Source organism: Streptomyces sp. NPDC050988, assembly GCF_044456225.1.
Lineage (GTDB): Bacteria > Actinomycetota > Actinomycetes > Streptomycetales > Streptomycetaceae > Streptomyces.
This window is the reverse complement of record NZ_JBITFQ010000002.1, coordinates 85,509-108,553: the sequence shown is the minus strand read 5'-3', so window position 1 is coordinate 108,553 and position 23,045 is coordinate 85,509. Positions and strand designations below refer to the sequence as shown.

The window sequence follows — 23,045 nt, the reverse complement described above, 5'->3', positions numbered from 1 at the left end:
TCTTCTCCAAGGTTGGTGGCGGCCATGGTGCCGGGCAGGGCGACGGGCCCCGGCGGCCACGATCCGGTGGCGGCCGGGGCCCGTCGGTCGGAGGTCAGGGGCAACCGTTGGTGCTGGTGTAGCTGAAGTAGACCGTGCTGCCGCCGCCGTCGGCATACCACCGGCCGGAACTCGTCCGGTGCATGTTGTAAAGGTCCAGATCGCGTCCGTTGTACCGGATTTCGGACCCGACCCAGTAGAGGTTGTTGTCCGCCCTGCCGAACGTCAGCGGGCCGACGATCCCGTCATCACCGAGGTTGCGGTCTGCCTGCCATCTGATCGTCGCCGCTTTGGTGTTGGGCCCGAAATAGCAGTCGGCGCTGCCTCCCGGCAGGTAACCGTCGGCGATCAGGATGGACTGCCAGAGGGCCACCACGATGTTGTGCGAGTTGCTCGTGGTGGAGAGCGGCCCTTCGTCCCCCCAGTCGTCCGTCACCACTCCGGAGCCATATATGCCGCCCTGGGACACACTCGCCTGCGCCGACGGCGCCAGCCCCACTCCCGCCAGCATGACCGCCGCGGCGGTGATCGCGCCCCGTCGTGCCCAAGTACCGAACACGGATAAACCGCTCACTGGTTCCTCCCCTGTCGAAGTTGCTGAGAATGACCTTGTCATGTCCCACGCGGCGTCGACATACTTTTGCGACCGAGCGCAAATGCCCAGCTCATCAAGGGGAGTTGCATGCTCCGTATCCATTTCACGGACGCCGATCTCGCGCGCGTCCGGGTGGCGGCCAGGCCGGATCCGCTCTGGGAGATCTTCTTCAGCCTGCTCCGCTTCCAGATCCGCCGAGGCCGGTGGTCGTACGCCGGCTGGCACCGCACCGCTCGCGCGGCCGTGCACGGCAAAGGCCTCGCGCCTGCTGTCCGCGACGTGCTGTTACCCCTCTATCCGCGCGGCGCCTATTTCCCGGATTTCCTCACGCCCGGCGAAGCATCCGAAGGCCTGGACGCCGGCCTGGACGCGATCCTCGCCGTCCCCCGGCAGCGGATCCTGCGTGAACTCAGCATCCTGGACCGGGTGAGCGGCGCTCCCGACTGGTCCCAGGGGCTGGCCGACCAGAGCGGACGCAAGGAATTCGTCCGGACGGTCCGGACCTACTACGACGTCGCGATCCTTCCGCACAGCGATCACATACAGGCACACGTCGACGCCGACCGCTCCGTCCGCGCCCGAGCCCTGCTCGACGGCGGCACCGACGGCCTCCTGGCCGGGCTGGGGCCGTACATGCGCTGGCGGTATCCCGTGCTGGAGGTCGACTACGCGGAGGACCGCGACCTGTATCTGCGGGGACGCGGCCTCACGCTCGTACCCTCGTACTTCTGCTGGGGCGGCCCGGTGTCGCTGGCCGACTCTGGTCTCCCACCCGTCCTCGCCTATCCGCTGCGCCACGAAGCCCCCCGCACAGACACCGCCGGTGCCCAGGAGCCACGGGCACCGCTCTCCGCGCTCCTCGGCACGACACGCGCCGTCATACTCCGGGCGGCCACGGCCGGCGCGACCACCAGTGAACTCGCCCGCGCCGCGGGTGTCTCCGCGGCAGCCGCCAGCCGCCACACCACCGTCCTGCGCGACGCGGGTCTGCTCATCAGCCACCGCCAGGGCCAGACCGTTCTGCACACCCTGACTCCCACGGGCGCCGCACTGCTGCGGTCAGCCGTTCACCCCGTGTAGTGCTCGAAGGTCCACGACCACAGCAGTCGTGAGAGGAGATACAGGCCGAGGGCCGATCAGTGGTGACAGCTCGGTCAGCCATACCGGCACACCCAGGGTCGAACCATGCCCGGTGATCGCCCCGGCCGGGAAGTACGCCACGAAGGCCAGCGGCAGCCCGAACGTCAGCAGCCAGGACAACCGCCAATTTGGGGCACCCCAAAGCAGAGGAGAGCCCCGTGGGCAAGGTGGTCATGTACAGCTCGGTGTCGGTGAACGGCTTCGTCGCGGACGAGAATGAATACCCCGGACCCGCTGTTCGACTGGTTGTCCAGCGGTCACGTCCCGTTGGACGAGAGCGGTGAGCTGAAGGTGTCGCAGACGTCCTACGACTACACCCGGCCGTACTGGGACCAGATCGGAGTGACGATCGTCGGCCGCCACGTCTTCGACCTGACGGACGGCTGGGCCGGGAAGCCTCCGGGCGGGATCGACCACGTGGTCGTCGTGTCGCACCGGTCGATGCCCGAGGGGTGGGGCCCCGAGGCGCCGATCACTTCGTCGACGGTGTCAAGGCAGCCGTGGCCAAGGCGCAGGAGCTTGCGGGTGACCGCATGGTTGAGGTCGCCGCTGGCGACGTCGGTGGCCAGGTGCTTGCCGCTCACCTCGACCACGAGAGGGCCCTGCTGCCACACGCCCGACGGGCCCGCCCCCAACCTCAGCCAGGAAACTGCGATCACTGCCTTTCGTGGGGCCGAAACCAAGTGTGCGACGCCTGTAGGCACTGGCGTTGCGTATAAGCTGACCAGCGAGGATGTTGCGATCGGTGTGGTGCCGGGCCGCGTCCTCTGCGGAACGGTCGATGCCGCGACTGCACTCGCCAGCGCCTTCGACTGGGTCCTGACACCGACGCCTCTACCTGGCGACAACTACGGTTTGCCGAAACGTCCTTGGCGAACGGCAGCGCGATCCGTCGCGAGTTCCGCGCGGATCGCCCGGAGTTCAGCCCGCCAGCCGTAGTCAAAGGTCAGGCGACCCTCTTTGAGGTCGAGCGAGACTGGCGCCCGCTGACCGGAGCCCTGCTGCCGGCCCCGCTACCGCCCGTAAAGGCCCTACTGGCGGACTTCGCCCGATACACCACCGAGACTCGCTGGGACCAGAAGGTCCACGAGCCCAGTGCCCGAGTACTACGAGTGGCCGCCACCTGGCTGGGCGCCGACACCGCCTTCCGCGAGGATGAACTCCGGGCGCTGCACCGCGTGGCCGGTGGCAGGGGTCGCATTCGCGGGCTTCTCGCCTTCCTGGACCAACGCGAACAGCTCGTCACCTCGCCGCCACGGCGCAAACCGCCACGAGGCTTTCGTCCAGCGCACCATCGCCGCCTTCCCTCCAGGAATCAGCGACGAACTCGGCACGTGGGTCGGGGTCTTGCGTGGTGCCAGCAGGCCCCATCACCGCATCACCGACTACGCCACTATGCGCCGCTACCTCATCTATCTGGCCGCGCCACTCGCTGACTGGACCGCCCGCTACACCACCTTGCGGCAGGTGACGGCGACTGACATCACGACCGCTGTCACCGCTGTCAAAGGCCCACGCGCCCACGAGCGCGCTGTGGCGATCCGGTCGCACTTTCGAGCCCTGAAACACACCAAGCTCGTCTTCGCCGACCCCACCCGCGGCCTTCGCACAACCCATCAGGAACTTGCCCACAACTCTGGCCCCCGACCCGGCTGGCCGGGCTCTTGGAGACCAGCTCCAACCCCGCTACCCGTCTGGTTCTCGCCCTGGTTGCCCTCCACGCAACCAGCGGCGCCGATCTGCGCAACCTCGTCCTCTCCGACGTGCTGCTCACCCGACGGCAACTTCTGATCCGCCGCCCCCACGGCCGTCACGTCGCCCACCTCGTCCGTGCCTTCGGCATCTCCATCACCACTGCCATGAAGTACATCCACGCTGCCCACCCCCACCGCGCCGGCCCTGTTCCTCACTGAGGCAGACGGCCGCCCCCGGGAAGCACGTTCACCCCCAAATAGCGTCACTCCAGGACCCTTGACCTGCCTTCACGATGGCGGCAGCTCAGTGTTGAGTCTCTCGGCAGGCACTCGCTCGATGCGGATCCAGCCCCTCCAGCCCCGCTCCTCCAGGATCGCCCGGAGTCGCTCGGCGACCGGTGAGGAGTTGGCCGTGGTTGAGTCCAGCAGGTCGACGAACTGGTCGTCGATGCCGTCGTCGGTACCCACCTCGCCGGCCTCCACAGCGCGAACCATCAGGCGCTCCATGATGTCGGCGACCTCGACGATCCGTGGATCGTCGGCCGGCCAGTCGAGTGCCCCGCTGAGAAGGCTGTAGAGCTGCACCATGTCGGGGTCGTCCAGCTCCTCGTGCTTCTTGGCGATCACGGAGTCGATCGAATGCGGCACCTGGGCGGCGATCATGATCCAGGCGTCCCGCTCCATCTCGATGTACCGCTCCTCAACGCCGAGACCGCGCAGCCGGTCGAGGTAGTCCACAACGCTCTGCGGAAGCGTCAGGTGCTCTCCGGCAGCGAGCCTGGCGAGTCGGCTGCGAGTGTCCTGCAGCCGCCGGATCTCGGCACGCAGGGCCTTGTCGATCTCCTGGACGCCGCCGGCGAACTCCTCCGGGCCGGCGGCGAGGAGTTCCTGCACCCGGGCCAACGGCACGCCGGCGTCTGCGAGGGTGCGGATCCGGATCAGTCGCCCGACCGCGACAGCGTCATAGGTCCGGTATCCGGACCGGTCGCGCTCGGGCTCCGGCAGCAACCCGATCCGGTGGTAGTGACGTACCGCCCGCACCGTCACCCCGGCGTACGCCGCAAGCTGGCTGATGGTGAGCATGGCTCTCAGCCTGCCTCAGGCGATCTTCCGGCGATAGGCCGCCATCGCGAAGACGTACGCCACGACGAGGATGCCGACGCACCACGCGAGGGCGGTCCAGATGTCGTCACCGACCGGCTGCTGGGCGAACAGGTTGCGGATCGTGTTGACGATCGACGTCACCGGCTGATGTTCGGCGAACCAGCGCACAGGTCCGGGCATCGTCTTTGTGGGCACGAACGCCGAGCTGACGAACGGCAGGAAGATGAGGGGGTAGGCGAACGCGCCGGCGCCCTCGACCGACGACGCAGAGAGCCCGGGGATCACGGCGAGCCAGGTCAGCGCCAGGGTGAACAGGAGCAGGATGCCGGTGACCGCGAGCCATGCCGACACTCCTGCCCCTGAGCGGAAGCCCATGAGCACAGCGACGCCTACGACGAGCACGAGCGCGATCAGGTTGGCGACCAGAGAGGTGACGACGTGGGCCCACAGCACACCCGACCGCGCGATCGGCATGGACTGGAATCGTTCGAAGATCCCGCTCTTCACATCGGTGAACAGCCGGTACGCGGTGTAGGAGATGCCGGAGGCGATGGTCATGAGCAGGATGCCGGGCAGCATGTAGTTCACGTACGGAACCGACCCGGTATCGATGGCGCCGCCGAACACGTAGACGAACATCAGCATCATGGCGACGGGCGTGATGGCGGTCGTGATGATGGTGTCCATGCTGCGTGTGACATGGCGCAGGGTCCGCCCCGTGAGCGCGGCAGTGTCGTTGAAGAAGTACGTGGTCATCCTCGTCCCCCAGATGTCGTGCCAGTGACGTCGCTCTTGTCGCTGCCGCCGATGACTGCGAGAAAGACTTCCTCGAGAGTCGGCTGCTTCTCGACGTACTCGACCTTGGCGGGTGGGAAGAGCTGCTTGAGCTCGGTGAGGGTGCCGTTCACGATGATCCGCCCCTGGTGGAGGATCGCGATCCGGTCGGCCAGCTGCTCGGCCTCGTCCAGATACTGCGTGGTGAGCAGCACTGTCGTTCCGTGGCCGGCGAGCTCCTTGACCGCCTCCCACACCTCGATGCGCGCCTCGGGATCAAGACCGGCCGTCGGCTCGTCCAGGAAAATCACCGGCGAATTCCCGATGAGGCTCATCGCGATGTCCAGTCGGCGGCGCATCCCACCCGAATACGTGGACACTCTCCGCGCGCCCGCCTCGCTCAGCGAGAAACGCCTCAGCAGGTCATCCGCGGTCGCGCCAGGGTCCTTGATGTGGCGCAGCCTGGCGACCAGGGCGAGGTTCTCGCGACCGCTGAGGATCTCGTCGACGGCCGCGAACTGCCCGGTGAGACTGATGGACTCCCGCACATTCGCCGCTTGCGTGGCGACGTCGAAGCCATTGACGCTCGCACCCCCCGCGTCGGCCTTCAGGAGCGTGGCGAGGATCCTCACGGTTGTGGTCTTGCCGGCCCCGTTGGAACCGAGCAGGGCGAAGATGCTGCCCGGCACCACGTCGAAGTCCACACCGCGCAGCACTTCGAGCTTCCCGTACGACTTCTTGAGACCTTGTACGCGAATCGCCGGACCAGCGATCGATTGGGCTGTCATGGTCATCTGCCTCCTTCGCGGAGCTGTTCCGGGCGACTGCGCGGAAGCTCCTCCCGGAAGGATGGAGGGTTGACCCAGCGTCAAGGTCAAGCCCGTTCCGACCACGGCATCCAGATCGCCGACCGGCCAGACACACCGTAGCGATGACGGACGGCTCGCCCCGAGCTCGTTCGGACGCGAACCCGCCATACTCATAGCTGTCGGTGAACCACTCACGCGTCGGTTCCTGCGACTCACCGGCCAGAAAACAACGAACCCGCCTGCTTTCGCCTGCACCGACGGCAAGTTGGTTTCGTAAGCGTGAGTGAGCAACATTTGTCGATGGTTCTTGGTAGCACTTCGCGATCAAACAGCTCGGAAATGTCGTTGAGAACTGATAGCGCTGGAACAGCTGAGTGACTGGTCGCAGGACGTGAAGTGATTCCCACTCGTTGGGCCTGGCGCCTCTGGCCTTGACCTTGCCCGAAGGTGAAGGCCGACAGTGTGCAGGGCAACCGGACCAGCGATCTCCGTGCCCTCGGCTCGGCCGGAGACGGGCTGAGGGGACCACTTATGGAATCGCGCTGCGTCATTCTCGACATCGGGGGAGTCTTGGAGATCACACCCCCGACCGGGTGGCTGCATCAATGGGACGAGCGGCTTGGACTGCCCCTGGGGAGCGTGGACCGGCGGCTGGATGACGTCTGGCAGGCCGGGGCCGTCGGGACGATCACCGCGACGCAGGTGCGGTCGCAGGTCGGTGCCCGGCTCAGCCTTGATGCCATGCAGGTCGAGTCGTTCATGTCCGACCTGTGGGAGGAGTATCTGGGAACACCGAACGTGGAGCTGATCGAGTACGTCCGCGGGCTGCGATCCCGCTGTCGGCTGGGCATCCTCAGCAACAGCTTTGTGGGCGCCCGTGAGCTGGAGACAGCGATGTACCAGTTTGACGAACTGGTCGAGCAGATCCTCTACTCCCACGAAATCGGTGTCTGCAAGCCTGACCGGCAGGCTTTCGACATGACGTGTGCTCGCTTGGAAGTACGCCCGGCGGACTGTCTCTTCATTGATGACTACGACGTCAACATCGAGGCCGCCCGAGCCGCGGGACTGCAGGCTCACCTCTTCGAGGGCAACGAGCAGACCATCGCCCGCATCGCGGCTCTCCTGGACAGCGCGACGTCACTCGACACCTCCCACGGGGCCTTCAGTGAGTCTGTACCTGTTCGGCCCGTGCCCGCTTCTGAGCAAGACGGTAGGAATCGGTTCCGGTCCCAATGATGTTGCCGCCGAAGGTGAGCCGGTCGACGATCGCCGCGCAAAGCCGCGGACCAGTGAACGTTCTCGTCCACCCGCCAAACGACTCGTTGGAAGCGATGGCGACGCTGTTCTTCTCCTCCCGCTCCGTCAGGACCTGGAACAGCAGCTCAGCGCCCCTGCGGTCCAGCTCCATATAGCCCAACTCATCTATGCAGAGAAGATCGACGCGTCCGTAGCGGGCAATGGTCTTGGTCAGGATCTTCTCGTCCGCGGCCTCGCCCAACTCGTGGACCAGCTTGGTGGCGAGTGTGTAGCGGACCCGAAAGCCGGCCATGGCGGCCTCGGCGCCGAGCGCGATCAACAGGTGGGACTTGCCGGTGCCCGAGTCGCCGATCAGGCAGAGCGGCAGGCCCTTCTTGCCCCACTCGCAGGTCGCCAGGGTGTGAATGACGGCTGCGTCGACGTTCCCGTTGGCCTCGAAGTCGAAGGCCCGCAGCGACTTCTCCCGCGGGAACTGCGCCGCCTTGATGCGCCGTTCGGTCAGCGAGTTCACGTTCCTCTGTTCCGGCCCCGCAGGGACAACCGGAGCCGCGACTTCATCGGCTTCGGCAGCCTTCCGTGCCTCCAGTGCGACCGCGTCTGCGGTCAGGGCACCGGCCCGTAACGCTGAGGCAAGGCCCGCGACCAGGTGATCGTGGGGGACATGCCAGCCCATCAGCAGCACCTCGATCAGGGCCCGGGGTGCCGTCCCGCTCGCCGTGGGCAGCCTTCGCCGCCTCCCGCCAGGCGTCATGGACCGGTGTGAACTTCCCTACGGAACGGGCCTGTTCGAGGGCGGTTGCCCTGGGAATGCTCCGGGCTTGCGGACCAGGGCTTCCACCTAGGGCGTGTTTCAGAAGTTGCTGTTGTGCTGAGTGGGTCGTCCGGGGAAGTCGCGGGTGGCCATCCAGAGGGTGAGGTCACGGGCGATCTGCGCGCCGGGCGAACGCGCCTTCGCCCGCCTCAAGTCCTGGCGGCTGCTACGACAAGCCCGATGCTCAACCGACCGCATCGGCAGAGTGGTCGCAGCAGTCCACAGCCTCCTCACCTTCGAGTACGCACGATGAAAGAGGTTCAGTAGCGCACCAGTTGATCCGTGAAGCCGTTTCCGAAGACCCGGTGGGGATCGAGCCGGTCCAGGATGGAGACGGCTTCGGACCACTGCCCGGCGCCGTACGAAGCGGGCACCGCGGACTCGGTGATCTGCTCGTCGGCCCAGGCTGCCGTATCGGTATAGCCCCAGCCCTTGGACCACTCGACGCGCGTGAGCGCGTAGCCGCCGTCGAAGGTGCTCATGAGAAATTGCTCCAGTTCCCGGTAGAACTCGTGGGCTCCGGGGGAGGTGGGCTGGGTCAGTACGTCCACCCACACCACGCAGTCGTACTCCGCGTGGTCGGGGTGCGGGCGCACGACGGAGAGCAGTGGCGGGCGGGCGCCGGGCGCCGCGGAGTCGTCGGGCTGGTCGAGGCCGCTGACTCTGATTTCCACCTGCCCGTTGATCGGGAATCTGCCCACCGCTGCCCAGGCCGCCAGCCGTTGCCGGTAGTAACCGGCGAACTCGGAGACGACGCGCTGGACATCGGCGCGGCGGGTGAGGATCCCGTACCCGTTGGCGGTCTCACGCAGTGTCGTGGGGCGCAAGTAGAACTGGAGCGTGTACGAGGGACCCCACAAGTCCTTCGCGACGGTGGCGGTCAGTCCGGTCGCCGCCACTGTGTACTGCGCGGCACCGAGAACCGGCGCGAGATGCCAGGAGCCCGCGACGAGAAGCCCGGCCAGTCGGGAGACCGGGGTTGGGACGACGTCGCTGAACGGGTAGTTGTACGGGGCGTGCACCGGCCTGGAGGTGGCCGGGCGCTCGGGGCTGAGACTCCACACCTTGAGCCAGGGCCGGTCGGTGAAGGCGAACCAGATCGTCTCCACTCGCCCCGACTCCGCCATGAAATCCGCGAAGGTGTTTCCCCGGGTGGCGAGGGCGCTGCCCGGGGCGGCGAACAGCTCGTCGGCGGTGAGGTCGACGCGGCTCTGGCAGCGCAGCGGGCTGTCCTCGCCGACCTGGAGCTCGGCCTCCACGATGAGGCCGCGCCCAAGGTGGGTGGCCAGCGCCTCGCACTCCTGGTCGGTTCCTCGGTGGAAGGTCTTCACGACGTAGGCGTTCCGGGCGGAGTCCCAGACGACGGCGGTGAGGGACAGGACGAGGTTGCTGAGGCTGCCGTAGGTGTGGCCGGGACGGGCGGACTCGCCGTCCGCGGGGACGCTGGTGCCATGGGCATCGATGGCCAGTGTGCCGCCCAGGGTCAACTCCCCAGGGGCGGGGGTGTTGGTGACGCCCAGTCCGTGGTCGGCGAGGAAGGCCATGAGCGTTTCGAGGGTCACTCCGGCCTGGGCCCGCACCGCGCCGGGGGCACCGGGGGGCGGGGTGGTGAGTTCCACGCGCGTCAGGTGCTCGGTGGTGTCCAACAGGAGGACCTGTGCGTCGGGCTCGGTGGCCGAAGTCAGGGTCAGGGGCGACCAGTTGTGCGACTTACCCCGAGGACGCAGCCGCCAGCCGTTTGCATGAGCCCAGTTGGCGAGGTCGGCGAGGTCCTGCCCCGTGCGGGGCGCGCAGGCCCACAGCCCGCCGTGGGTGATCTCGCCGGACCAGTTGATGTAGGGAGAGAGGTAGGGCACGAGCCCGGCGGGTAGTTCGGGTGCGGCGCTCGGAACGATGGCGGGCGCCGCAGCGGCAGGGGAGGCCCCGGCCATGACGGCGCCAAGCGGGGTGCCTAACGCTCCGACAGCCGCCGCGGCGCGCAGAACACCACGGCGGGAGAGGACGGAGGGCTTCAAGGGGCCCGAGGAAGTAACAGGACGTGAGGCGGACTCCGAGTGATCAGACATGACTTGAATGTATGGTGAGCCGGCTTGTCACTGACGCTCCCTGACATAACCTGCCGAGAACCAGCACTTGAACATCAAACGGCAAGCCGTACCCGTCCGATCGGCGTACAGCCCGACGTGGCCACGAACACGATCGCAGCCAGCACCTCCTGGTCCCGGTTCCCGTGCCGACGCCGGCCGCCTGCCTGAGGGCGTGAGGGAGACTCCGGGACCACCCGCTGAAACAGCTCCCACAACTCATCCGGCGCCAGCTGCTCAACGATCGAAACCACGACCGCCAGACTACCGATCCACATGAGATGACTCTTCTCGACGTATCCGGCTGGAACACCGCGGCAGCGAGCCGGTCCACATCCACCGCACCGCCAAAGCTCTCGAAGCCGGACACGGCGGGGATCGGGGCAGGGCGCCGGCCGGGGACCAGACCATGACGTGCGCACTCCCTGTCCCAGACGGGGCCAAGACGCTGCAAGTTGGTGGTGCCTGCAGCATCGTCAGGTCCCTGCGTGGTCTGGGGTCGTCTTCAGGGGTGATCAAGTGATGAGGGGTCGCGCTCGTCGTGGTGCGTCGGTATGAGCTTTCAGAGGGCGTTTATGCAGGTCAGGCCCTATTCGCGACTCTCGTCGCTGCCCTGTTCTGAGGGCTTTCATCCCGTAGGCGGCGAATGACCCTCTCAGGGGCGGAGGCTCGGCCATCCGTCTCGTTCGCTTCCGTGCCCGGAAGTCCGTCTGGTTTGAAGATGCCACGGAATCGCCTGATGAACAGCGGAACCGAGCCTTCCGGCTTTGCCGTGATCGCGCTACGCCGTGAGCGAGCGCAAGCCGTACCCTAGCGACCTGTCCGACGCGCGATGGGCCCTGATCGAGCCGACGCTGACGGCCTGGAGAAGAGCCCGGCTCGACCGCAGACCAACCGGGCAGCCAGCGAAAGTCGAACGCCGCGACATCTTCAATTGCGATCCTCTACGTCAACCGCACGGGAATCCCTTGGAAATACCTCCCGCACGACTTCCCGAGCCACGGCACCGTCTATGCCTACTACGCCGCGTGGCGCGACGAAGGAATCTTCGCCCAGCTCAATTACTGAACATGGCCGTGAGGCGTTTCGCCGCTCTGGCTGGGCACTCCTGTCAACAGTGCCTTTCGGGTCCAGTTGCTTCCGGGGCAGTGGGGAAGCGGGGAGACACGGTGAACTGCTAATAGTCCGCGAATCACCGGTTTCGGTAAACGGGCCGTGACGGATAGCCTGATCCGCTCAGCGGAGGTGAAGTGCATAGGGCCCAATCGGCGCCGGCACGGGTGGTTGGGGCCTCGGTATTGTCTCCACGTGTTTCCGATGACGCATCACGTGGAGTGCGTGCTGATCCTTGAACTGGCGGCTAATGGGTTCTGACCTGTGGCTTTGTGTCTGGGTATTTGTGCGGTGTGGGTGTTACGGGCGATGTCTTGATGTTGAAATGACGCTCAGTTGACGCTCGTTCTGGCCTAGGCTGACGTTGCCTCGCCTTCGAGCGACCTGGTGTGGATCTCCTTGCGGGAGGCAATGCCCAGCTTCGAGAACACCTTGCGAAGGTGCCACTCGACCGTGTGCCGGCTGAGGAACAACCGGGCGCCGATCTCGGGATTGGTGAGCCCATCGCTGGCAAGTCGAGCGATCTGTGCTTCCTGAGGAGTGAGGGCCGTGTGCGTCGCGAGGGTCCGTTTCCGAACCGTCGCACCCGTGGCTTGCAGCTCGCTTCGCGCGCGTTCGGCGAACGCCTCGGCCCCGATCTGGCTGAACATCTCGTGTGCGACGCCCAGTTGGGCGCGGGCATCGACGCGTCGGTTCTCGCGGCGCAGCCACTCGCCGTGCAAGAGGTGTGTGCGGGCCAGCTCCACGCGGACCCGGGTCCGGGCGAGGCGCTCGATCGCCTCACGGTAGAGCCGCTCCGCGGCGTCCCCCTCGCTCAGTAGGGCGCGCGAGCGCGCTTCGATACCGAGCGCCCAGTCGGTGCCGCTGGCTCGTGTCGTCTCCGAGAGTTGGTCGAGCGCGTCGGTCGCCAGCCCGGGCGCGCCGCTACGTACGGCCGCCTCGACCAGCTCGGCCAAGCCCCATCGCGGCGCGCCGAACTCCCACTGGTGGGCGGCTGCTGCTTGGGCCGCGGCCAGAGCGACCTCGTATTGGGCGAGGCCGTTGCAGAGCACCGCGTGGTGGGAGTGCGCGACGGTAACTCCGAGCCCCTGGCCACGCGGCACGGACTCGCTGATCGTGGCGTCGATCAGCGTGCGTGCCTCGCGCTCGCGACCACGAACGGCAGCCAATGCGAGCGCCCCGAAGGGCGGCTGGTTGCTCCCGATCGCCGCACTCACCGTTCTTGCCTCCTCGATCAGCGACGTCGCCGCCGGGAGCTCGCCGGCGAAGACGTGCACGACGGCGAAGGAGTCGAGCGCAAGGGGCAGCTCGCTGAGTGCGCCGGCCTCACGGGCGATCGCCACGTGACGGGCTGCGACTGTGTGCCAGCGCTCGTGGTCCCATAGATCCGCCGCGATGATCCCGGCAAGCAGGAGCCAGCGCAGCGAGTCCTGGACGGAGACGTCCTCGTCACAGAACGCCCCGAGGACTCGCTCGATCAACGGCGTCGAGGCCGCGTAGCCGTCGGTGAGACGCACGGCAAGGGCATCCAGCAGCATGTCGGGCGCGCGCAGCAGCTGCGGCGGCGCCCCGCGAGCCGCCTCGCCGACCTCCCGCCACCCGGGGCTGCGCGCCAGGTGGCCGGCGAATATCACCGCCGAGACTGTTTCCAAGTAGGTATCACGAGCGAGCGCCACGTCGAGCTGCTCGAGCCGGCGAGCGGCGGCCAGCAGCAGCGGAGGAGCCTCACTGCCGTGGCCCTGCGCGAACGCGATCTGGGCATGCAGTACATCGATCCGCGCGCGTCCGAGCTCGTCGAGGGGGCCGGCCTCCGCAGTGGCGAGGAGAGCAACCGCTGGCTCAAACGCACCGGCGCGGAGCTTTGCCTGTGCAGCATCCACTGTGCGCTGCGCACGTCGTGCGGGATCGGGCGTCAGCTCAGCAGCTTGATCGAGGAACGCCGCCGCCGCCGCAATCCCGCCGCGCGCCTGCGCCCGGTCCGCCGAACGCTCCAGCTCGGCAGCCACCGTTTCGTCATGGTCTGAGGCCGCGCGCGCCAGGTGCCAGGCCCGACGATCGGGATCGAGCTGAGCATCGGTCGCGTCAGCCAGCGCCTTGTGTACCTCGCGACGGTCGTTCGGGCCCGCCGCGCGATAGGCCGCCGAGCGCACCAGCGGGTGCCGGAACCGCACCCGGGTGCCGAGTGTGAGCAGCTCCGCTGCGTCGGCGTGCGACGCAGCGGCGTCCACGTCGATCCCCAACTGCTCGGCCGCACGCCTCAACAACGTCACGTCGCCCATCGGCTCGGCGGCTGCGGTGAACAGCAGGCGTTGCGTCTCGGCCGGAAGCGCCTGGACACGGCGGAGGAAACCCTGCTCGATCTGGCTCGACAACGGCCATGCATCCGGACGCGCGAAGCCGCCGGCCATGTCCGCCGCGGTCAACCCGCGAGGCAGCTCGAGCAGTGCCAGCGGGTTACCGCGCGACTCCGCGACGATGCGGTCGCGCACCCGCTCATCGAGCGGCCCGGTAACGGCCGAGTCGAGGAGTGTTTGGGAGTCACGCTCGGTCAGCCCCGTGACGGGCAGTTCGGGCAGGCTGCCAAGAGCCTCGCCGACGCTGGGCTCGCGGACGGCGAAGACGAGCAGAATCGATTCCGCGAGCAGCCGCCGGGCGACGAACTCCAAGGTCAGTGCGGACGCGCGATCCAGCCACTGTGCGTCATCGATGATGCAGACCAGCGGCTGGTTTCCTCCGGCGTCCGCGAGGAGGCTCAGAGTGGCCAGGCCCACGAGGAACCGGTCGGGCGCATCGCCGGCGCGCAGACCGAACGCCGTGCCTAGCGCGTCGCGCTGAGGTACGGGGAGATTGTCGAGGTCGGCCAGCAGTGGGGCGCAGAGCTGGTGCAGGCCGGCGTAGGAGAGCTCCATCTCGGACTGGACGCCGGCCACCCTGACGGTGCGGCATCCAGCGGCACGATCGAGGAGGTACCTCAACAGCTCGGTCTTCCCGATCCCTGCCTCACCGCGCAGGACCAAGACCCCGCTCCGCCCAGCCCTGGCGCCTGTCAAGAGGTCGTCGAGAACCCGGCACTCGTTCTGCCTCCCGAGGAGTCCGGCACTCGAACCGCTCCTCGCCATGGCGTCTCCCCTGTCAGGATACTTCGATCGGTATGGTAGTACGTGTCCTGATCACGGCGCCCGCGGATCGGCCGAGGCAAGCGGGATCCACCGCAGGGCTTTACGAGGACAGTGCGCACTTTCAGAGTTGTCGCTCCAGGGTGAGGACGGCCTGGGAAGTTGACGACATTCGAGGCAGGCTGCATTCCGCCCTGCGGAAGATCCGCCATGACTTGAGCCGTGCGACGCCGCGCTCGACCAGTGCCAGCGTTGCGGGCAGCGCGCGGTTTGACGGTTTGCTGGGTGGCGTGAGGTTGCGGCCCGGCGGGCGCCGGAGGGGCGTCGCCACCCACGGGCCCGCTCCCATGTAGGCGCGGTCGGCGAGGACCGGGACGCCTTGGCGTTCGCAGATCCGGATGATCCGGATGATCCGGTGGGTGCGGGCCGCGGGCAGGTCGTGCGCGGCCGGGCAGCGCGGGAGAGATCCACAGCAGGCGGCCATCAAGATCGGTCACCAACTGCACGTTCACGCCATGGCGGCGGTGCTTGGCGGAGTAGTCGGCCGGCCGCCGCCCAGGCGGTCGCACTCCCCGAGCGTTCCATCGAGCAGGACGTGGTCGGGATCGCTCTCGTGCAGCACCTTGAGCAGGCCCGGTGCACGGTCAGCGAGCAGGCTGATCACCGCGGTGGTGCTGGCGTGAGCGGTGCCCACCGAGGTACCGAAGCCAACGGTGATCTGGGCAAGCGGGTCGTGCTTGCACAAGTCGGTCGGCCGTGTCGTGGGGGAGTGACGGTCAGTGGGAGGCGAGGGGGGTTTCCGACTCGACGCGGGTGAGTTTTTCGGGGTTGCGGACGTAGTAGAGGCCGGTGACGCGGGCGTTGTCCACCGTGAAGGCCAGCACGCCGTCGATCACGCCGCCCAGGCGCAGGATGAGGCCGGGGTTGCCGTTGACCGTCGTGGGCTCGCTGCTGAAGGTGGCGCCTGCCTTGTCGATGCTGCCGGCCATGTAGCGGAGCACCTTGTCGGCGCCGACGACCGGTCGCAGGGCCGCCAGTCTGAGGCCGCCGCCGTCGCTGACGAAGACGACGTCCGGGGCGAGTACGTCCAGCAGCCCCTGCAGATCCCCGGTTTCCAGCGCGCGCCGGAACGAGTTCGACGCCGCCCGGGCCTCTTCCGGGGAAGCCGGTGTGCGCGGTCGGCGGGCGTCGACGTACTGGCGTGCGCGGTAGGCGATCTGGCGTGCGGCGGCGGGGCTCTTGCCGATCGCGGCCGCGATGTCGTCGTAGCCGAAGTCGAAGACCTCGCGCAGTACGAAGACGGCGCGTTCGGTCGGTGAGAGGGTCTCGAAGATGTACATGAGGGCCAGCGACAGGTTCTCGGACAGTTCGACGTCCTCGGCCACGTCGGGCGTGGTGAGCAGCGGTTCGGGCAGCCATGGGCCCACGTAGGCCTCCTTGCGCCGTTTGAGGGTGCGCAGCCGGTTGAGTGCCTGCCGGGTCGTGATCCGCACGAGGTAGGCGCGCTGGTCCCGCACCTGCGCCAGGTCGGCCTTGACCCATCGCAGCCAGGTCTCCTGGAGGACGTCCTCGGCGTCCGCCGCCGAACCGAGCATCTCGTAGGCGACGGTGAACAGCAGGTTGCGGTGGGCGACGAAGGCCTCCGTCGCGGGGTCGGTGACGTGGTCGTTCATGGCGTGCGCTTCGCTCTCTCGCGGTCGGCCCCACCTCCCGGAGGCAGGCCGTGCATGTGTACCCGGTCTGGTGGCGGGGTCGTCGGCAGCAGCCTCCCCGCCTGTCAGGCCACGCAGGGTGAGCGGGCTGGTGGGAATGGAGTCGCGGCGCCCGGCCCTGTCATACGAGGCCGCGGCGTTGTGTGCTTGTCGCTCCGGCTCAATCCCTCGTGGGCCGGAGCGGTCGGTCCGGCCCGAGGAAGGGTCTTGGCAGCTAGGCCGCGGGTCGGGTGTTGGACGGGGTCGTGCGGTGTTCCGGCCGAGGCGAATCCGGGCGGTCGGTGCTGTTGCCGTGGGATGCGCGGGAACTGGCCTTGCGTGCCCCGGACACCAACTTGTTGAGGGTGAACTTGCAGGCGATCTCCTTGACGCCTGCCCCGGGCCGCCCGCCGATGTGGAGCGCGTTCACCGTGTCGTTCGGGTAGGAGAACTGGGTGACGCCCTCGTCCCGGCCGAGGCTGAGGCACTGCCCGGCGAAGAACATCCGGACGGGAGAGGGTGTCTTCCCCGCGATCCGGCGCAGAATCGTGGCGGCGGCCGCCGGGCCCAGCTGCACGGCCGCCTGGCAGCTCATCCGGAACGGATGGTCCGGCATCACCCCCGCGTCCCCGGCGGCGACGATGCGCTCGTCGTCAACACAGGTCAGCGTCGCGTCGGTGACCAGACGGCCGGCGGCGTCGGTGCGCAGCCCGCTCCGGGCGGCCAGGTCCGGGACACGGAATCCCGCGGTCCAGATCGTCACCGCGCTGGGCAGTTCACGGCCGTCGCCGAGCCGTACGGCGTCCTGCGTCACTTCCGTCACCCGCGTACGGGGACCTTCGAGGACGGTCACACCCAGCTTGGCGAGCCGACGGGCGACCGGGCGGCGGACCCTGGCATGCAGGGAGGGGCCGAGCACGTCGCCGCAGACCAGGGTGACCTTGCGACCCGCTTCCGCCAGCTCGGCGGCGGTCTCCAGGCCGGTCGGGCCGGCCCCGACCACGGTCAGCGGAGCCGTCGCGGGGACCGCCGCCAGCGCGGACCGCAGCCGTTCCGCGCCTTCGAAGTCCGACACCCAATAGGCGAACTCCGCCGCTCCGGGCACGCCGGGATCGGCGGCGCCGCTGCCCACCGCGTAGACGAGGTAGTCGTACGAGACCGTGCCACCGCCCGCCAGCCACACCTGCCGCTCGGCAGCGTCGATCCGGGTCGCGGTGTCGACCACCAGCCGGACGTTTCCGCCCATGACCCTCCCGAAGCCCTCGGTCGCGTCATCGGAACCGGTCACGCGCTGGTGCAGGCGGATCCGCTCGACGAACTCGGGACGCGGATTGACCACGGTCACGGACACGCCATCGCGCCGCGCCAGGCTGTTGGCCGCCGTCACGCCCCCGTACCCGCCGCCGATCACGACTACCTCGACGTTCCCGTTCATCATGTCTCCCTGGTGTTTGTGCACTCGGCATAGAGACACCAGCCGCGCATCCGGTGTGACAGTTTGCGGATGTGACGTAGCACACGTGAGGTGCGGTGGGAACGCCGCCCCTTCCGCCGCGAGTGGCGTAACGCGGCCCTGACGAGATCAGGCAGGCGCCGGGGAATGTCGCGAGAGTGGGCGAGTGGGACCCAGCTCGCTGTAGTCGCCCTGACACGGCTCGGTGGTGGCCGCGCGGGCGACAGCCTGAGCCGGAAGGCGGCGCTGCGGCCGTGACCGGGGGCGATCCGGCTTGGGTTCGCGCTGCTGCTGAAGTTCTTTGAGGCGGAGGCCCGGTTCTCGGAGTCGGCCAAGGAGATGCCGGACGCCGCGGTCGAGTACGTGGCCCAGCAGGTGAACGTGCCTGCGGAGGCGTGGGCGGACTACGACTGGCAGAACAATGCGATCGCGACGTTGAAGCGCGGAAGGCGCAGGGATGCCGGCTCGTCCTTGAGCATGACCTGGCGTCCCCGGTCGTTTCGCCGCCTTGCCGCGCCTGGTGCGTTTCGTGCCACGCGGCACGGAGGCACGCAGCCCGGCCCTGCGCCGCGTCGGCTGATCCATAGCTGAACGGCACGGCCTTGAGGACCCGGGTCATCTGGTTCCGGCGGCGCCCGACGCAACAAGTCCCAGGAGGTTGTCGTGAATCTCGGTGAACCGGGCCTGCACCGCCTGCGCGGCCTTGGCGACATCGTGTGCGGCGGGGTCGCGAGGCCGTTCGAGCAGCAGTTGGACGGTGTCGGCCAGGGCGGATTCGGGATCGTCGATGCTGAGCGGGCCTGCGACATCGGCGTTGTTCATGACGGTGACGAACCCGACCAGCACGGCGTGCAGGGCGTACATCTGCCGGGGCAGCGGGAGATCGTCGCGCACGATCCCGTGGTCGCGAAGGACCGTCAGGACCGCGTTGCCCATCGCGCTCGTGGTGGCCTCGGCGAAGCGCTCTTGGTCGGCGGGGCGGTGGAGCAGCTGCCGCATGGCGCTGTCGTCGCTCTGGAGCCACCGCAGCCACGGGTTGCTCAGTGTCGTACGGATAAGCAGCGGAGCGAGACGGCGGGGCAGGATGGACTGCGGGTCCTGGGCGATCTGGTTGTTGACGGTCTTGATCCAGGCCAGTACCTCGCGTGCGGCCAGCCCCACGAACAGGTCTTCCTTGGTTTCCCAGTACAGGTAGACCGTGCCCTTGCCCACGCCCGCTGCCGCGGCGATCTCGGCGATGGTCACCTTGCGGACGCCGTGTTCGAGGACCAGCTCGCGCGCGCTGTCGAGGATTCTGGCCGCCTTGACGGAGTCGTGTTCGATCAGCCGGCTCACCGTGGTGTGTCCTCCCGTTCGCTCTTCGGCAGCATGATGTCACGGGGGTTCACGGAGGTGAGCCGACCGTGCGGCGGGCTCCAGGGGCGGGTCACGTCAGGCCGATGTCGACCGTCTTCATCCGCGAAGCCTTGCTGCGGTGCTCCAGCTTCGAGATGACCGTTCTGCCGACCGTCGTCCCCACCACGTGGTCGAAGAGGGACCGGATCTGGTACTCGGTGTGGTCGGCCGGGACGAAGAGCTTGCGCATGGCTATGCCGGTCTCCTGGTGGAACTCGATGAAGGGGCGGAGTTTCGCCTCCCAGGCCCGCAGCGCCCGCGGCACGTCCCCGGGATACCGCTCCAGCATCGTGCCCAGCATGTCGGCCCCGGCCAGCCCGCTGGAGGCCCCCATCCCGGAGTAGAGGGTCAGGCACCACGCCGAGTCACCGACGAGCACCACCCTGCCCTGGTGCCATGTGTCGAGCCGTACCTGCTCGGCGGTGTCGAACAGGTGGTCCGGTGCCTGCTCGAACCGGTCGAGCAGCCAGCCGAGCGTTGAGCCCGTGGGCTCCGGTCCGAACACCGCCCGCAGCGAATCGATGGCGGGCCGGGTGAACTCGCCGTCCACATCGTCGGTCCGGTAGTTGAACAGCACCGTCGGTGGCCGGTCGGCGAAGGCGAACACCCATGCCGACCGGCCCAGCTCGGACATGACGATTCCGTCCGTGCCCCGGAAACCGGGGACCGAGCTGGGCAGGGCGCACGCCGCGAGCATGTAGCCGAGGCGGTGGATGCGGCCTTCATCGGGCCCGAACGCCCGTCGGCGCACGGTCGAGCGCAGGCCGTCGGCCCCGACCACGAGGTCGAACCGTTCGGTGGTCACCGTCCCCGCGGCCCGGTTCTCGATGTCGACCTGCACGCCTTCCGCGTCCTGGCGCAGCGCGACCGGAACGGACGAGTACCGGATCTCCACGTCCCCGGGCAGGGCGTCGAACGCGGCCTGCTCGACGTCGCCGCGCACAACCGGGCGTGACTCGCCGGCTACGGCCTCGGCGAAGCCCATGCCGCGCCGCCGCCGGCCCGCGCGATCGACGTTGTAGTAGGCGATGTCCTCCGAAAAGCGGTCCGGGACCTCGATGCCCAGGCGCTCTGCCGCGGTGATCCCGGTGCCGAAGAGGGTGAGGAAGTACCCGCCGCGGCGGCGTTCGGCTGCCTTCTCCAGGACGGCAACGTCCCAGCCCGCCTTGTGAAGCCGCAGCGCGGAGGCGGTTCCGCTGACGCCGAGTCCGACTACAAGAGCCCGCTGTCGCGGGGTGGTGTTCGTCTTCATGCCCTCAGACTATACTCACTGACCAGATTGGTCATCTGGTCAGTCATCCAGTCGGTCGCGAAATTGATCGCGACCCACATGAACGGAGCTCCCGCCATGCCAACCGTTTTCGTCCACGGCTTTCCTGAGACGCCGGAGGTCTGGGAGCCGCTGCTCGTCGAGCTCGAACGCATCGCTCCCGCTCGACCCGGCCCGATCCGCCTGTCCCCGCCCGGTTTCGGGGCGCCCTTGCCGACAGGGTTCGGCGCGACCGTCGGTGACTACCGGGACTGGCTCATCGACGAGTTGGAGCGTTTCGCCGAGCCCGTCGACCTGGTCGGGCACGACTGGGGCGGGGCACACGCCCTCAATGCGGTGATGGCCCGCCCGGACCTCGTACGCAGCTGGGTCAGCGATGTGATCGGCCTGTTCGACCCGGACTACGTGTGGCACGACTTCGCCCTGAGTCAGCAGGCGCCGGAGAGCACGGGACCGGACCCCGCCGTCCCGCTCGGCCCGGACCCCGCGATGCGGGTCGCGATGCTCGTGAAGTTCGGCATGAGCGAGCCGGTGGCGAAGCGGGTCGCGGTAGGCCAGGACGAGGCGATGGGGCAGGCCGCACACGCGCTCTACCGATCAGCCGCCCAACCGGTGATGGTCGAACTGGGCCGCAACCTCGAACGCGCGGCGCAGCGGCCGGGCCTCGCCCTGCTCGCCACCGAGGACCTCTTGGCCGGGACCGACGAACAGCGGTCCCGTACCGCGCGGCTGGCCGGCGCCGACATCGCGAGGCTCGACGGGCTCGGCCACTGGTGGATGACCCAGGACCCCGGCCGTGGCGCCCGGGTGCTCACCGACTTCTGGGACTCGTTGGACCGCTGACGAGCCAAGCGACCCGAGCTGGAGAAGGCCGTCCCTCACGCCCGCGAGTTGTGTTCCCTGTCCGTTCACGGCGCTGCCGTAGGCACGTTGCGTGACAGGCGGGCGGCAGATCGACGTCTGGTGTGACCCGCAGAACGTTGCGGGCGCGGCGACCGCCGGCCTATCTGGGCCGCGATCAGTCGTCGGTCATGCGGTCAACAGCGTTGAAAAGCAGCCCAGCCGTGTTCGACGAGCACCTGCGGGTAGTCCAGTGCGTCGGGCTCGTCAGGTCGGCGCTCGGCGCGTTCGTACAGTCCGGTCGCTCCCTGCCACACGGACTTGACAGGTGCGGTTGTGCCGACCCGCAGCGGATGTGCCGGGACTGTCACACCATGGCGCTCTGTCTTGTCTCAGTGACAGACAGACAGGGAGCAGAGGAACCATGAGTGAGATCCTGATCGTCGGTGGTGGCTATGCGGGCTTCTACACTGCGTGGGGCCTGGAGAAGCAATTGCGGGCAGGCGAGGCGCGGGTGACGGTCGTCGACCCGCGCCCGTACATGACGTACCAGCCCTTCCTGCCGGAGGTGACGGCTGGTTCGGTCGAGGCGCGTCACGCCGCCGTCTCGTTGCGGCGTCATCTGCGCAGGACCCGGCTGATCGCGGGAAGCGTGACGGAAATCCGTCACGTGGACCGGACGGTCACCGTCCGGCCAGTGGACGGAAGCGACTACGAACTGCGCTACGACACTCTCGTCGTCACCGCCGGGGCTGTGACACGGACGTTCCCCATACCCGGTCTGGCGGAGCAGGCCATAGGTCTGAAGCACGTGGAGGAAGCGGTAGCCATCCGGGACCGCCTGCTGACCGCGTTCGACCAAGCGGCGTCGCTGCCACCCGGCGCCGAGCGGCGAAGGCTGCTCACCGTCACTTTCGTGGGCGGCGGGTTCACCGGTGTCGAGGGCTTCGGTGAACTGCTGTCGCTGGCGACCGCGATGCTCAGGTTCTACCCGGAACTGAGCTTCGAGGACCTGTCGTTCCATCTGGTCGAGGCCCGGGATCGTATTCTGCCGGAGGTGAGCGACGGGCCGGGTGCGTGGGTGGTGCGCTCCTTGGAACGCCGTGGCGCGCATGTGCACCTGAACACGCAACTCGTCTCCACTTTGGACGGGCGTGTCGTGCTCTCCAGTGGAGAGGAGTTCGATTCGGAACTGATCGTCTGGACCGCGGGCAACGCCTCGAACCCGGTTGTGCACAACCACACGGACCTGCCGGTTGACGAGCGGGGCCTGCTTGTGGTCCGGCCCGATCTTCGCGTGGGCACCGACACCGAGCTCGTGCCGGAGGTGTGGGCTGCCGGGGACGACGCGGCCGTTCCGGACCTGGCCTCGCCGCTACCCGGGGCACGTACGGTGCCGAACGCCCAGCACGCCGTACGGCAGGGCAAGCGCCTCGCGAAGAACATCGCGGCCGGCCTGCACGGGGGCAGAATCCGGAACTACCGCCACAGCAGTCTCGGAGTGGTGGCGACGCTGGGGCTGGGGCGCGGCATCTTCCAGTACAAGAGCATCGTCATCAAGGGCGTTGCCGCCTGGCTGATGCACCGGGGCTATCACGTCCTGGCGGTGCCCACCTGGGAACGCAAGGTCCGCGTTCTCACGGTGTGGCTCACCGCGGCCCTGTTCGGCCGGGACTTCGTCTCCCTCGCCTCCGTTCAGCACCCACGGGACGCGTTCGTCACGAGCGGCAATGTGCAGCGCTCGGACGCGAGCCAGGCAGGCGACCACACGGCCACATGACCAGTCCGCGCAGGCCGGCATGCGCAGTCGCCCGCCTGTGCGGCCCGATGCACCGACCCCCGGGTGCCTCCGAGTCC

Annotated in this window: 18 protein-coding genes and 6 pseudogenes; 9 read left to right on the top strand and 15 right to left on the bottom strand. The window is 68.2% G+C overall.

The annotated features are described in order from the left end of the window. Positions 1–94: 94 nt before the first annotated feature. A complete protein-coding gene (locus tag ACIBEI_RS05230) occupies positions 95–613 on the bottom strand; it encodes a peptidoglycan-binding protein (RefSeq protein WP_398885276.1) in 519 nt (172 codons plus the stop codon). Between the two features lie 108 nt (positions 614–721). Here ACIBEI_RS05230 and ACIBEI_RS05225 point away from each other — a divergent pair, with 108 nt between their 5' ends. After that, positions 722–1,714 (top strand): helix-turn-helix domain-containing protein, encoded by a 993-nt coding sequence (locus ACIBEI_RS05225; RefSeq protein WP_398885274.1) that lies wholly within the window; start codon positions 722–724, stop codon positions 1,712–1,714. Here ACIBEI_RS05225 and ACIBEI_RS05220 read toward each other — a convergent pair. Next, positions 1,702–1,885: pseudogene (locus ACIBEI_RS05220) on the bottom strand (ABC-2 family transporter protein); the annotation flags it as partial. The gene ACIBEI_RS05225 and the pseudogene ACIBEI_RS05220 overlap by 13 nt on opposite strands. A gap of 47 nt (positions 1,886–1,932) precedes the next feature. Between ACIBEI_RS05220 and ACIBEI_RS05215 the strand changes: the two are divergent. Beyond that, a pseudogene (locus ACIBEI_RS05215) lies at positions 1,933–2,370 on the top strand (dihydrofolate reductase); the annotation flags it as partial. 510 nt (positions 2,371–2,880) lie between these two features. Here the strand turns inward: ACIBEI_RS05215 and ACIBEI_RS05210 are convergent. Continuing rightward, positions 2,881–3,069: a hypothetical protein gene (locus ACIBEI_RS05210; RefSeq protein ID WP_398885272.1), complete on the bottom strand. Its 189-nt coding sequence runs from the start codon at positions 3,067–3,069 to the stop codon at positions 2,881–2,883. Positions 3,070–3,438: 369 nt separating this feature from the next. Between ACIBEI_RS05210 and ACIBEI_RS05205 the strand changes: the two genes are divergently transcribed. Continuing rightward, complete coding sequence (locus ACIBEI_RS05205) at positions 3,439–3,687, top strand: hypothetical protein (RefSeq protein ID WP_398885270.1); 249 nt, start codon at positions 3,439–3,441, stop codon at positions 3,685–3,687. A 69-nt stretch (positions 3,688–3,756) separates the two neighbouring features. Here the strand turns inward: ACIBEI_RS05205 and ACIBEI_RS05200 are convergent, their stop codons facing one another. From ACIBEI_RS05200 to ACIBEI_RS05190, 3 genes are read right to left on the bottom strand one after another with little or no spacing between them, the layout of a single operon-like run. Continuing rightward, positions 3,757–4,551, bottom strand: coding sequence for a MerR family transcriptional regulator (locus ACIBEI_RS05200; protein WP_398885268.1), 795 nt, complete (start codon positions 4,549–4,551; stop codon positions 3,757–3,759). Positions 4,552–4,566: 15 nt separating this feature from the next. Then, the gene (locus tag ACIBEI_RS05195) at positions 4,567–5,328 is read right to left on the bottom strand and encodes an ABC transporter permease (RefSeq protein ID WP_398885266.1); all 762 of its coding nucleotides are present in this window, start codon (positions 5,326–5,328) and stop codon (positions 4,567–4,569) included. Continuing rightward, entirely contained in the window at positions 5,325–6,134 is an 810-nt protein-coding gene (locus ACIBEI_RS05190) for an ABC transporter ATP-binding protein (RefSeq protein WP_398885264.1), read from the bottom strand. Before ACIBEI_RS05190 ends, ACIBEI_RS05195 begins: the two co-directional genes overlap by 4 nt. Before the next feature lie 468 nt (positions 6,135–6,602). Between ACIBEI_RS05190 and ACIBEI_RS05185 the strand changes: the two genes are divergently transcribed. Next, complete coding sequence (locus tag ACIBEI_RS05185) at positions 6,603–7,394, top strand: HAD family hydrolase (protein ID WP_398885262.1); 792 nt, start codon at positions 6,603–6,605, stop codon at positions 7,392–7,394. Here the strand turns inward: ACIBEI_RS05185 and ACIBEI_RS05180 are convergent. Beyond that, entirely contained in the window at positions 7,321–8,097 is a 777-nt protein-coding gene (locus tag ACIBEI_RS05180) for an ATP-binding protein (protein WP_398885260.1), read from the bottom strand. The genes ACIBEI_RS05185 and ACIBEI_RS05180 overlap by 74 nt on opposite strands. A 250-nt stretch (positions 8,098–8,347) precedes the next feature. On the opposite strand from ACIBEI_RS05180, the pseudogene ACIBEI_RS05175 reads away from it, so the two are divergent. Continuing rightward, positions 8,348–8,479 (top strand): annotated as a pseudogene (locus ACIBEI_RS05175) (IS5/IS1182 family transposase); the annotation flags it as partial. A 7-nt stretch (positions 8,480–8,486) separates the two neighbouring features. Here ACIBEI_RS05175 and ACIBEI_RS05170 read toward each other — a convergent pair. Both ACIBEI_RS05170 and ACIBEI_RS05165 read right to left on the bottom strand, forming a co-directional pair. Continuing rightward, positions 8,487–10,292, bottom strand: a complete 1,806-nt coding sequence (locus ACIBEI_RS05170; protein ID WP_398885259.1) for a cholesterol oxidase substrate-binding domain-containing protein — start codon at positions 10,290–10,292, stop codon at positions 8,487–8,489. A 104-nt stretch (positions 10,293–10,396) separates the two neighbouring features. After that, positions 10,397–10,588 (bottom strand): annotated as a pseudogene (locus ACIBEI_RS05165) (hypothetical protein); the annotation flags it as partial. Between the two features lie 510 nt (positions 10,589–11,098). Here ACIBEI_RS05165 and ACIBEI_RS05160 point away from each other — a divergent pair. Continuing rightward, positions 11,099–11,375: pseudogene (locus ACIBEI_RS05160) on the top strand (transposase); the annotation flags it as partial. 401 nt (positions 11,376–11,776) lie between these two features. Here ACIBEI_RS05160 and ACIBEI_RS05155 read toward each other — a convergent pair. The 4 genes and pseudogenes from ACIBEI_RS05155 to ACIBEI_RS05140 form a co-directional block, all read right to left on the bottom strand. Further along, positions 11,777–14,542, bottom strand: a complete 2,766-nt coding sequence (locus ACIBEI_RS05155) for an AAA family ATPase (protein WP_398885257.1) — start codon at positions 14,540–14,542, stop codon at positions 11,777–11,779. A 121-nt stretch (positions 14,543–14,663) separates the two neighbouring features. Continuing rightward, positions 14,664–15,284 (bottom strand): annotated as a pseudogene (locus ACIBEI_RS05150) (transposase family protein); the annotation flags it as partial. Between the two features lie 31 nt (positions 15,285–15,315). Further along, positions 15,316–16,212: an RNA polymerase sigma-70 factor gene (locus ACIBEI_RS05145; RefSeq protein WP_398885255.1), complete on the bottom strand. Its 897-nt coding sequence runs from the start codon at positions 16,210–16,212 to the stop codon at positions 15,316–15,318. 253 nt (positions 16,213–16,465) lie between these two features. Further along, the gene (locus ACIBEI_RS05140) at positions 16,466–17,665 is read right to left on the bottom strand and encodes an NAD(P)/FAD-dependent oxidoreductase (RefSeq protein WP_398885253.1); all 1,200 of its coding nucleotides are present in this window, start codon (positions 17,663–17,665) and stop codon (positions 16,466–16,468) included. A gap of 285 nt (positions 17,666–17,950) precedes the next feature. Between ACIBEI_RS05140 and ACIBEI_RS05135 the strand changes: the two genes are divergently transcribed. Continuing rightward, the gene (locus tag ACIBEI_RS05135) at positions 17,951–18,274 is read left to right on the top strand and encodes a DUF4158 domain-containing protein (protein ID WP_398886283.1); all 324 of its coding nucleotides are present in this window, start codon (positions 17,951–17,953) and stop codon (positions 18,272–18,274) included. A gap of 24 nt (positions 18,275–18,298) precedes the next feature. Here ACIBEI_RS05135 and ACIBEI_RS05130 read toward each other — a convergent pair whose 3' ends face one another. Then, positions 18,299–19,018 (bottom strand): TetR/AcrR family transcriptional regulator, encoded by a 720-nt coding sequence (locus ACIBEI_RS05130; protein ID WP_398885251.1) that lies wholly within the window; start codon positions 19,016–19,018, stop codon positions 18,299–18,301. A 91-nt stretch (positions 19,019–19,109) separates the two neighbouring features. After that, a complete protein-coding gene (locus ACIBEI_RS05125; protein ID WP_398885249.1) occupies positions 19,110–20,330 on the bottom strand; it encodes an FAD-dependent monooxygenase in 1,221 nt (406 codons plus the stop codon). A 96-nt stretch (positions 20,331–20,426) separates the two neighbouring features. Between ACIBEI_RS05125 and ACIBEI_RS05120 the strand changes: the two genes are divergently transcribed. Further along, positions 20,427–21,191 (top strand): alpha/beta fold hydrolase, encoded by a 765-nt coding sequence (locus ACIBEI_RS05120; protein WP_398885247.1) that lies wholly within the window; start codon positions 20,427–20,429, stop codon positions 21,189–21,191. Between the two features lie 421 nt (positions 21,192–21,612). Beyond that, positions 21,613–22,968, top strand: a complete 1,356-nt coding sequence (locus ACIBEI_RS05115; protein WP_398885245.1) for an NAD(P)/FAD-dependent oxidoreductase — start codon at positions 21,613–21,615, stop codon at positions 22,966–22,968. Positions 22,969–23,045: the final 77 nt, after the last annotated feature.

Excerpts from the sequence above, each read along its gene's own strand:
- ACIBEI_RS05225 (WP_398885274.1), top strand. The coding sequence starts at position 722 with ATGCTCCGTATCCATTTCACGGACGCCGATCTCGCGCGCGTCCGGGTG.
- ACIBEI_RS05210 (WP_398885272.1), bottom strand. The coding sequence starts at position 3,069 with ATGGTGCGCTGGACGAAAGCCTCGTGGCGGTTTGCGCCGTGGCGGCGA.
- ACIBEI_RS05200 (WP_398885268.1), bottom strand. The coding sequence starts at position 4,551 with ATGCTCACCATCAGCCAGCTTGCGGCGTACGCCGGGGTGACGGTGCGG.
- ACIBEI_RS05195 (WP_398885266.1), bottom strand. The coding sequence starts at position 5,328 with ATGACCACGTACTTCTTCAACGACACTGCCGCGCTCACGGGGCGGACC.
- ACIBEI_RS05190 (WP_398885264.1), bottom strand. The coding sequence starts at position 6,134 with ATGACAGCCCAATCGATCGCTGGTCCGGCGATTCGCGTACAAGGTCTC.
- ACIBEI_RS05170 (WP_398885259.1), bottom strand. The coding sequence starts at position 10,292 with ATGTCTGATCACTCGGAGTCCGCCTCACGTCCTGTTACTTCCTCGGGC.
- ACIBEI_RS05155 (WP_398885257.1), bottom strand. The coding sequence starts at position 14,542 with ATGGCGAGGAGCGGTTCGAGTGCCGGACTCCTCGGGAGGCAGAACGAG.
- ACIBEI_RS05145 (WP_398885255.1), bottom strand. The coding sequence starts at position 16,212 with ATGAACGACCACGTCACCGACCCCGCGACGGAGGCCTTCGTCGCCCAC.
- ACIBEI_RS05140 (WP_398885253.1), bottom strand. The coding sequence starts at position 17,665 with ATGAACGGGAACGTCGAGGTAGTCGTGATCGGCGGCGGGTACGGGGGC.
- ACIBEI_RS05125 (WP_398885249.1), bottom strand. The coding sequence starts at position 20,330 with ATGAAGACGAACACCACCCCGCGACAGCGGGCTCTTGTAGTCGGACTC.
- ACIBEI_RS05120 (WP_398885247.1), top strand. The coding sequence starts at position 20,427 with ATGCCAACCGTTTTCGTCCACGGCTTTCCTGAGACGCCGGAGGTCTGG.
- ACIBEI_RS05115 (WP_398885245.1), top strand. The coding sequence starts at position 21,613 with ATGAGTGAGATCCTGATCGTCGGTGGTGGCTATGCGGGCTTCTACACT.